Source organism: Vibrio sp. 10N.261.46.E11, from assembly GCF_041472735.1.
In the GTDB taxonomy this organism is placed as follows: Bacteria; Pseudomonadota; Gammaproteobacteria; order Enterobacterales; family Vibrionaceae; genus Vibrio.
In genome coordinates, this window is record NZ_JBFRQW010000096.1 from 1 (window position 1) to 9,385 (window position 9,385).

Here is a 9,385-nt window from a genome sequence, read left to right on the forward strand (position 1 = left end):
CGCGATGAACCTTTTTTAATCTCTAGCGTCAGATACTAGTATCAGAGGCATTCTATATTTAATGGCCAACCAATATCGCTTTGTCTGTTCGATTCGATTTCTAGCTCTGCAGCGGTCAGCGGGTTGTCCGCTAGCCATTGCTTAGAAAGCGTTAAGGTCAGATTGTTGCCATCTGCCTTCAGCTTGAACTCAGGCTCTAGTGCCGGGTTACGGCGGTGGGTTAGCAAAATAGCCAAACGCAGAATACGTAAAATACGCTTACTGCTGGTGCCTGAGATAGCATGTTGCTCTGGCAATGAGGTTAATTGCTCACGGTAACGACGTGTTAATTCACCCAAGTAGTATTTCTGTGCTCGGGTAAAACCTGGCAGATCTAAATTCTGTAGCAGGTAAGCGCTGTGTTCGCCGCCTTTTTTGAAATCGATGGTTAAACCAATTTCGTGAAGTTTGGCTGCGGTTTGTAATAAAACACTTGCTTGAGGTTCTGAAACCCAAGCTTCTCCGCCTGCTTGATCTAACAGAGTCTGTGCCACGATAGCCACTTGTTCACCGTAGCTTACGTCCATTTGGTAGCGTGATTGTACGCTCTTGATGGTACGTGCACGGATATCGTCTTGGCGTAGCTCATCAACCATCTCGTAGGCTAGACCTTCACGGAGTGCGCCGCCTGCGAGTGTCATTGAATCGATTTCAAGCAGCTCAAAAATCGCAATAAGAATAGAAAGACCACTTGGGAACACTAAAGCGCGTTCAAGGGTTAATCCTTCTATTTCTAGCTCTTCCAAGCGTTCAGTAATCATCGCTTGTTTCTGTAGGCGCTTAAGTTTGGCATGAGTAATAACCTCATCCATGCCTTGCGCCAACATGATTTCTTGCAGTGCTTGAACGGTACCACTGGCACCAACACACACATCCCATCCGATATCGGTGTAGCTATCTAGAATAGGAGCCAACGTCGACTTCGCCGCTTCAATGGCGTTGTTAAAGTTGGTTGCGGTTAATTGACGATCTTTAAAGTGGCGTTCAAGCCAAGTCACACAGCCCATTTTTAAGCTGGTCAGTGCTTTCGCTGAGAAGCCTTCACCGATGATCATCTCGGTACTTGCGCCACCAATATCCACGACCAGTCGGCGGCCGCTGCCACCAGAAGTATGTGCCACGCCTTTATAGATAGTCGCAGCTTCTTCTTCACCAGAGATAACATTGATGTTGTAACCAAGGATCTGGTTCGCTTTCTCTAGAAAGATATCCACATTGATAGCAGTACGTAGGGTCGCTGTACCGACAATGCGGATATTTTCTTTTGGAATATCTTGCAGTCGCTCTGCAAAGAGACTCAAACAGTCCCAACCGCGCTGCATGGCTTCAGTACTAAGCGCATTATTTTCATCTAAGCCTGCAGCTAAACGCACTTTGCGCTTAATTTTAGCCATGGTTTGTACGCTGCCATCGATATGACGCACAACGAGCATATGAAAACTGTTCGACCCGAGGTCGATTGCAGCGTAAAGCGGTGGTGACACTGTTTGACTCATAAGCGACTAAGCTTCCTTGTTATGACGCGGTTGGCGTGGGCGACGGTTCTGGTTTGGTTTACGGTTACCGTTGCGTGGGCCATTGTTGTTTGAACGGCGCTGTTGCGGGTTACGTGTGCGTAAGCGCAATGGTGCTGGCAGATCTTCCAGTAGTGCAGAAGCATCATAGTCAGACATTGGGATAGCGTGCTCAATGTATTCTTCGATTGGTGGCAAGTTGATTGCGTAATCTTCACAAGCAAAGCTGATCGAGTGACCGCTTTCACCAGCACGACCTGTACGGCCGATACGGTGAACGTAATCTTCGCAATCGTCAGGTAGGTCAAAGTTGAATACGTGTGTTACTTGAGGGATGTGTAGGCCACGTGCTGCAACATCCGTTGCGACAAGCAGGTCAACATCACCTTTAGTGAATTGCTCAAGAATCTTTTCACGTTTCTTCTGAGGAACATCGCCAGTTAGCAAGCCTACACGGTGACCATCGGCAGCCAAATGGCCCCAAACTGATTCACACTTGTGCTTAGTGTTAGCGAAGATGATTGCGCGATCTGGCCACTCTTCTTCGATTAACGTTTGTAGAAGAGCCATCTTATGTTCGTTAGAAGGGTAGAACAGCTCTTCTTGAATACGGTGACCAGTCTTACGCTCAGGTTCAACAACGACATGCTCTGGGTTGTGCATGTGTTCGAATGCAAGTTCTTGTACGCGGTAAGACAGCGTCGCAGAGAACAGCATGTTTAGGCGATCTTTTGGCTCAGGCATACGACGGAACAAGAAGCGGATGTCTTTGATGAAACCAAGATCGAACATGCGATCAGCTTCGTCAAGAACAACTGCTTGAATGTGGTTAAGGTTAAATACCTTTTGCTTGTAGAAATCGATGATGCGGCCAGTCGTACCAATTAAGATATCAGCGCCTTCTTCGATCTTACCTAGTTGCTTATCGTAGCTTTCGCCACCGTAAGCTAATGCTGCCTTGATACCTGTGCTTGCAACCAGAGAGTCAGCATCATTGTAGATCTGAATCGCGAGTTCACGCGTTGGTGCCATAATAATCGCACGTGGCTGGTTAGGCTTACGGCCTTCATGCTCAGGTGTTTTTAGCAGGTGATTAAAAGTAGCAGTAAGAAACGCAAGCGTTTTACCAGTACCCGTTTGGGCCTGGCCTGCAATGTCTTGGCCGGTGAGCAGTACCGGGAGCGCCAAGGCTTGGATAGGGGTACAATAGTCGAACCCTTTTTTCTCCAATCCTTCAATGACTTGCGGAAGTAAATCCAAGTCGGCGAACTTTTGCTCTGTGATATGCGTCTTTTTCATCGCTATAGAATATCAGCTTAAGCTTGCAATACGAAAGTAAATACATTCCAATAGGGCATCTATTTACTGGTTATCATCCAACCAGTTCTAAAAAATACATTGGAGTGGAAGATGAGTGATAAGATTTTGCAGCTAACTGATGACGGTTTTGATAACGATGTAATCAACGCTGCAGGCCCTGTTCTTGTTGATTTTTGGGCGGAATGGTGTGGTCCATGTAAAATGATTGCGCCGATTCTTGATGAAATCGCAAACGAGTACGAAGGTCAGCTCACAATCGGTAAATTAAATATCGACCAAAATGCTGGTACTCCACCAAAGTTTGGTATTCGCGGTATTCCAACGCTACTTCTTTTCAAAGACGGTGGCGTAGCAGCAACTAAAGTTGGTGCATTGTCTAAAACTCAACTTAAAGAGTTCCTAGACGCTAACTTATAATCAGGTGAGTATTTGAAAAGAAACCGCGCAGTTAACAAATGCGCGGTTTTGTTTTTTCTAAGCTATGGACTAGTCTTAGTTTTAGTGCTAATTTATCGCACGTTAATTGAACAAATTCTCTTCTTGGTCGAGCCTGTGACCAAATCCTTCTTAACTTAAGAAAACAGACCCTATTTTGACTAAACAAACTTCCACCACTATGAATCTTACTGAACTGAAGAACAGACCTGTGTCTGAACTTGTTAAACTTAGCGAAAGCTTAGGTCTTGAAAATCAAGCTCGCCTAAGAAAACAAGACATTATCTTCTCCATCCTTAAAGCACACGCAAAAAGTGGTGAGGACATCTTTGGTGATGGTGTTCTAGAAATTCTTCAAGACGGTTTTGGCTTCCTACGTAGTGCAGACAGCTCATACCTTGCTGGTCCTGATGATATTTATGTATCACCGAGCCAGATTCGTCGTTTTAACCTTCGTACAGGTGACTCTATTGGCGGTAAAATCCGTCCACCTAAAGATGGCGAACGTTACTTTGCTCTGCTTAAAGTAAATACGGTTAACTACGATAAACCAGATAACGCTCGTAACAAGATTCTTTTCGAAAACCTTACACCTCTTCACGCCAACGAACGTATGGTGATGGAAGCGGGTAATGGTGCAACTGAAGATATCACAGCTCGTATTCTTGACCTTGCTTCTCCAATCGGTAAAGGTCAGCGTGGTCTGATTGTTGCTCCGCCAAAAGCGGGTAAGACAATGCTTCTGCAAAATATTGCTCAAAGCATTGCCCGTAACCATCCTGAGTGTGAACTAATGGTTCTACTTATCGATGAGCGTCCAGAAGAAGTAACAGAAATGCAGCGCCTAGTTAAAGGCGAAGTAATCGCATCGACGTTTGATGAACCAGCATCTCGCCACGTACAAGTAGCAGAAATGGTAATCGAGAAGGCGAAGCGTCTTGTTGAACACAAGAAAGACGTGGTTATCCTACTGGATTCAATTACTCGTCTAGCTCGTGCTTACAACACTGTTATCCCTTCATCAGGTAAAGTTCTTACTGGTGGTGTGGATGCGAATGCTTTACATCGTCCAAAGCGTTTCTTCGGTGCGGCACGTAACGTAGAAGAAGGCGGTAGCTTAACTATCATCGCAACAGCACTGGTTGATACTGGTTCTAAGATGGATGAAGTTATCTACGAAGAATTCAAAGGTACAGGTAACATGGAACTGCACCTTAACCGTAAGATTGCTGAAAAACGCGTATTCCCAGCGATTGATTTCAATCGATCTGGTACTCGTCGTGAAGAGCTTCTTACCAAGAACGATGAACTACAGAAGATGTGGATTCTGCGTAAGATTGTTCACCCTATGGGCGAAATCGATGCGATGGAATTCCTTATCGACAAGCTAGCAATGACTAAAACGAACGATGAGTTCTTTGACGCAATGCGTCGTCAGTAGTCTTGATTAGCTGATTGTTATTAAAAAGCGCTGCCTTCGGGTGGCGCTTTTTATTTGCATTTTGTAGCGACAGCTTGCAGAATGACCAAAAGTGTTACAAGGAAGTTAAAATGCAACATGGACTGTTGTCATCATTACTCTTGTCTACTTCACTGTTACTTTCACCGGTTGGTATGAGCTATGCCACTGAGATGTCTCCAACGACAGTAGAGTCTTGGCTTGAGAATGATCAAGTAAAACTGAAAACTGCTGAATTACTCGAGCTTGTCGTGCGTGACGAAGTCAACTCGCTACGCTTTTCGCTTGAGCGTCTGACATTTCCCCAGCAAGAGGTGGCTCGTTACCGGCTCTTGAAGAAGATCGAACAGCAAGAGATCATTCTCACCCCTAAGATGTCTATTTTCATAGAACAGCAACTCGCTATCACGCCGACCTACCAAGTATTAGAGCGTGGGGATGGCTACGAGTTTACGGTACCTGCTTTTAATTACCCTTCGATTGCTAATCGACTGATCAAGCAATGGCACCAAGACCAGAAGACACTGGTGTTTGTACTGGATGCAGAAAAGCAGGAACTTAACCTTAATGAGTGGTTGTCAGGGCCTGAGCATCAAGTTCAAGCGCGAGAAGCGCTACTAATTCGAGAGCTAGACAGTTTGTCTCCTGAAGCGGTTGACTATCTGACTAAGCAACTCACCGCATCTTCTATTGTTAGCTGGTTACCCTCTACCGAGGTGGTAGTTCGATTAGCGCAAGTGAGCGAAGACCCTGAAGTCTACAAGATTTTATGGCGCATGAAGGCCGACTACCATAGCCAAGCTGAACTGGTACATCTTGCCGAGACTAAGCAAGCGTTCGCGCTTGAACAGGTTATGGCTGCGACCAAGAACCCGCGTTTGAAAGATGAAGCCATCATGTTATTGACCAAGGTGAACCCGCTCTCAGAAGAGGTGAAACAGTTTCTTGTCTCTAGGATGGCGATTGCCGATGAAGCGCCTTTAGTCGCCCGTGAATTAGCAAAACAAGGTCATACACGATGGTTACAAGACCTCGTGAATGATAACCCTCAGGTGAAGAGCTCTTTGATCGAGCAAGCATTACCGTAAAGTGGATTTTGGCTCTCAATAACCACACTAAAAAGGGGGATCTCAGTGTCACCCTTTTTGATATACTGAGCGCAGAATAATCAGCATGTAGAAGTCCTATGAGTTTTAAAGATTTACGTGATTTTATCGACCATCTTGAAAGTATTGGTCAGTTGAAACGCATCTCTCACCCAGTCGACCCAGACTATGAAATGACCGAGATTAGCGACCGTACTCTACGTGCTGGTGGCCCGGCTCTATTGTTTGAAAACCCAGTAGGCTATGACATGCCTGTTTTGACTAACCTATTTGGTACACCTAATCGTGTTGCTATTGGTATGGGGCGTCAGGATGTAAAAGAGCTGCGTGAAGTGGGTAAGCTGCTTGCTTATCTAAAAGAGCCTGAGCCACCGAAAGGTTTTAAAGACGCTATCGATAAGCTGCCTGTGTTTAAGCAAGTCTTAAACATGCCAGCTAAGCGTCTTCGCAAGGCGGCCTGTCAACAAATCGTATGGCAGGGTGATGACGTCGATCTTGATAAAATCCCGGTGATGAGTTGCTGGGCTGATGATGTCGCACCATTGTTAACATGGGGTTTGACCGTTACGCGTGGTCCGAACAAGAAACGCCAAAACTTAGGTATCTATCGCCAACAAAAGATCGGTAAGAATAAAATCATCATGCGTTGGTTAGCCCACCGTGGTGGCGCACTTGATCTACGTGATTGGATGGAAACCAACCCTGGCAAGCCATTCCCTGTATCGGTAGCGTTTGGTGCAGATCCTGCCACCATTCTTGGTGCGGTTACACCCGTTCCAGATACCTTATCGGAATATGCGTTTGCCGGCTTACTGCGTGGTAGTAAAACTGAGGTCGTTAAATCAATCAGTAATGACCTAGAAGTACCAGCCAGTGCGGAAATCGTAATGGAAGGCTACATCGACCCGAATGAGTTCGCAGATGAAGGCCCATACGGAGACCACACGGGTTACTACAACGAGAAAGAAAAGCACCACGTATTTACGATTACTCATGTAACTATGCGCGAAAACCCTATCTATCACAGCACCTATACTGGCCGTCCACCTGATGAGCCTGCGGTATTGGGTGTTGCACTAAATGAAGTGTTTGTGCCTATTCTTCAAAAGCAGTTCCCAGAGATTGAAGATTTTTATCTACCGCCTGAAGGTTGTTCGTACCGAATGGCAGTCGTGACCATGAAGAAGCAATACCCAGGTCACGCCAAGCGAGTGATGATGGGTGTATGGTCTTTCTTACGCCAATTCATGTACACCAAATTTGTATTGGTGTGCGATGAAGATGTCAATGCACGCGATTGGTCTCAAGTAACCGCAGCGATGTGCGAACATATGGATCCGTCACGCGATAGCTTGATGATAGAGAACACGCCGATCGATTCATTGGATTTCGCATCGCCCGTGGTTGGGTTAGGTTCTAAGATGGGCCTAGATATCACTAAGAAGTGGGATGCAGAGTTAGCGCTATCTCCAGATATTCAATCAGCACCTACAAATAGTGAACATATAGAGGGTAGCTTGGCTGAGTTAACTAAGGCTCACCCTGAAATTATTGATATTCACTTACAGAATGACAACGCCAGCATGATTGTGTTGTCTATTGATAAGCAAGCTGCAGGTAATGGTAAGAAAATCATGGAAGCGGTTTGGTCTCAATTTGATGAGAACAAGTTTGTTATCGTGTGTGATGGTGATGTCAACGTGAGTGATTGGAATGACATCATTTGGGCGGTAACCACCAGAATGGATCCGGCCAGAGATACATTGTTCCTACAGAACGAAACGGGACACTCCAAAATGGGTCTAGATGCGACTAATAAATGGGAAGGTGAATGCCTTCGTGAGTGGGGTGTTCCAATCACTAAGAACCCAGACGTCGTTAAAAAAATTGATAGCATCTGGGAACAACTAGGAATCTCATGAGCTACCAAGTAGTCTTATACCCAGAAAACATCAGTTTCACCGTAGAAAAAGGGCAAACGGTCTTGGATGCTGCGCTCAACAGCGATATCTATTTCCCAAACCGTTGCCAAGTTGGCGCATGCGCAATGTGTATGTGCAAAAAATTAGAAGGGCAAGTGAGTTACCACCTTGAACCCATGCTCACAGAGAAAGAGCAGCAACAAGGCTGGATTTTTGCTTGCCAAGCATTTGCAGAAAGTAATTTAGTTCTAACCTTTGCCGATTAAGGGTTAGTAAGAGGAAGAACATGACTATTAAATGTAAAGTGAAGTCTATCGAGCCTTTGGCTTGTAATACTTACCAAATCCTACTTCACCCAGAAACACCCGTCGCTTTTAAAGCGGGCCAGTATCTGATGGTTGAAATGGGCGAGAAAGATAAGCGCCCATTCTCTATCGCAAGTAGCCCTTGCCGTCATGAAGGTGAACTTGAACTACACATAGGCGCTGCTGAGCATAATGCTTACGCTTCAGAAGTGGTTGAAGCGATGAAGAAGGCACAAGCTGAAAATGGCGACATAGCTATTGATGCTCCGTACGGTGATGCGTGGGTTAAAGAAGAAAGCGATCGTCCTCTGTTGCTCATTGCTGGTGGTACTGGCTTTAGCTACGTGCGCTCTATTCTCGATCACTGTATTGCACAAAACAGCAAGAAAGAGATTCACTTATACTGGGGCGCAAAAGATGAGTGCCAGTTATATGCGAAAGAAGAGTTAGTCGATATTGCAGAAAAACATAGCAACGTACACTTTGTACCTGTTGTAGAACAAGCTCCTGAGGTTTGGCATGGTCAAACAGGTAATGTGCTTGAAGCTATTACGCAAAGCTTCGAATCATTAGCTGATTTCGATATCTATATTGCAGGCCGTTTTGAAATGGCGGGTGCAGCAAGAGACTTATTTACTCAAAACAAAGACGCAAAGCGCGACCATATGTACGCTGATGCTTACGCGTTTATCTAACAATACCTTTAGATTTTGAGTAAAAAGAGAGCAGAAATGCTCTCTTTTTTACGTTTAGGTGAACTATTAGGCAGTTAACCCCTATTTATTCATTTTTTATGAAAAAGTAGTTGCTAAGCTGAGAGGGTTCCCTATAATGCGACACCACTGAGACGGCAGGCGCCACAAGGCTTCAGCAAGAATCAGTAAGACGGAAAGCGACAAAAAATTAATTTTCAAAAAGTGTTTGACACTGAATGTTAATTCGCTAGAATGGCCGTCCACTTCGAGAGGCACCTTACTTAAAAGGAGCGCTTGAGAAGTAAAGCTCTTTAACAATTTAAACCTATCAATCTGTGTGGGCACTCGTTGATGAATATCAAAACGTTTTATTTTCCTTTTTATTAAGAGAAGTAAAACAGATTCTTCGGAATCAAAATTGATTTCAATGAACTGAGTGACCAATACAAATAACTACTTTCTCTTGTAGAAAGAAGGTATTTGGCACAGTCAATTCATTATCTTTCTGTTGGAAAGATAATAGCTTTAGAATTACTTTTTGTAGTTTTGAAGTCAGTATTCATTGAGCCTACAAAATCTTAAATTGAAGA

The 9,385-nt window shown here is 44.8% G+C and carries 8 protein-coding genes; 6 read left to right on the forward strand and 2 right to left on the reverse strand.

Features of this window, described 5'->3' with window-relative positions; genetic code table 11:
* Positions 1 to 41 precede the first annotated feature (41 nt).
* Both gppA and rhlB read right to left on the reverse strand, forming a co-directional pair.
* Positions 42 to 1,535 carry a guanosine-5'-triphosphate,3'-diphosphate diphosphatase gene (gene gppA / locus AB4407_RS20810; RefSeq protein ID WP_372121840.1) on the reverse strand — a complete coding sequence of 498 codons (1,494 nt, stop codon included), beginning with the start codon at positions 1,533 to 1,535 and terminating at the stop codon, positions 42 to 44.
* A 6-nt stretch (positions 1,536 to 1,541) separates the two neighbouring features.
* The gene (rhlB, locus tag AB4407_RS20815) at positions 1,542 to 2,852 is read right to left on the reverse strand and encodes an ATP-dependent RNA helicase RhlB (protein ID WP_161688504.1); all 1,311 of its coding nucleotides are present in this window, start codon (positions 2,850 to 2,852) and stop codon (positions 1,542 to 1,544) included.
* A gap of 111 nt (positions 2,853 to 2,963) precedes the next feature.
* On the opposite strand from rhlB, the gene trxA reads away from it, so the two are divergent.
* The 6 genes from trxA (at position 2,964) to fre (ending at position 8,795) form a co-directional block, all read left to right on the forward strand.
* Positions 2,964 to 3,290, forward strand: a complete 327-nt coding sequence (gene trxA / locus AB4407_RS20820) for a thioredoxin TrxA (RefSeq protein WP_009848196.1) — start codon at positions 2,964 to 2,966, stop codon at positions 3,288 to 3,290.
* A 199-nt stretch (positions 3,291 to 3,489) separates the two neighbouring features.
* Positions 3,490 to 4,749 carry a transcription termination factor Rho gene (gene rho / locus AB4407_RS20825; protein WP_009848197.1) on the forward strand — a complete coding sequence of 420 codons (1,260 nt, stop codon included), beginning with the start codon at positions 3,490 to 3,492 and terminating at the stop codon, positions 4,747 to 4,749.
* A gap of 110 nt (positions 4,750 to 4,859) precedes the next feature.
* Positions 4,860 to 5,855, forward strand: a complete 996-nt coding sequence (locus AB4407_RS20830) for a hypothetical protein (protein WP_372121841.1) — start codon at positions 4,860 to 4,862, stop codon at positions 5,853 to 5,855.
* Between the two features lie 98 nt (positions 5,856 to 5,953).
* A complete protein-coding gene (gene ubiD, locus AB4407_RS20835) occupies positions 5,954 to 7,795 on the forward strand; it encodes a 4-hydroxy-3-polyprenylbenzoate decarboxylase (protein WP_372121842.1) in 1,842 nt (613 codons plus the stop codon).
* Positions 7,792 to 8,061 (forward strand): 2Fe-2S iron-sulfur cluster-binding protein, encoded by a 270-nt coding sequence (locus tag AB4407_RS20840; protein WP_008224727.1) that lies wholly within the window; start codon positions 7,792 to 7,794, stop codon positions 8,059 to 8,061. Before ubiD ends, AB4407_RS20840 begins: the two co-directional genes overlap by 4 nt.
* A 20-nt stretch (positions 8,062 to 8,081) precedes the next feature.
* Positions 8,082 to 8,795, forward strand: a complete 714-nt coding sequence (fre, locus tag AB4407_RS20845; RefSeq protein ID WP_372121843.1) for an NAD(P)H-flavin reductase — start codon at positions 8,082 to 8,084, stop codon at positions 8,793 to 8,795.
* The last annotated feature ends 590 nt before the right edge of the window (positions 8,796 to 9,385 follow it).

Excerpts from the sequence above, each read along its gene's own strand:
- fre (WP_372121843.1), top strand. The coding sequence starts at position 8,082 with ATGACTATTAAATGTAAAGTGAAGTCTATCGAGCCTTTGGCTTGTAAT.
- AB4407_RS20840 (WP_008224727.1), top strand. The coding sequence starts at position 7,792 with ATGAGCTACCAAGTAGTCTTATACCCAGAAAACATCAGTTTCACCGTA.
- trxA (WP_009848196.1), top strand. The coding sequence starts at position 2,964 with ATGAGTGATAAGATTTTGCAGCTAACTGATGACGGTTTTGATAACGAT.
- gppA (WP_372121840.1), bottom strand. The coding sequence starts at position 1,535 with ATGAGTCAAACAGTGTCACCACCGCTTTACGCTGCAATCGACCTCGGG.
- rho (WP_009848197.1), top strand. The coding sequence starts at position 3,490 with ATGAATCTTACTGAACTGAAGAACAGACCTGTGTCTGAACTTGTTAAA.
- ubiD (WP_372121842.1), top strand. The coding sequence starts at position 5,954 with ATGAGTTTTAAAGATTTACGTGATTTTATCGACCATCTTGAAAGTATT.
- rhlB (WP_161688504.1), bottom strand. The coding sequence starts at position 2,852 with ATGAAAAAGACGCATATCACAGAGCAAAAGTTCGCCGACTTGGATTTA.
- AB4407_RS20830 (WP_372121841.1), top strand. The coding sequence starts at position 4,860 with ATGCAACATGGACTGTTGTCATCATTACTCTTGTCTACTTCACTGTTA.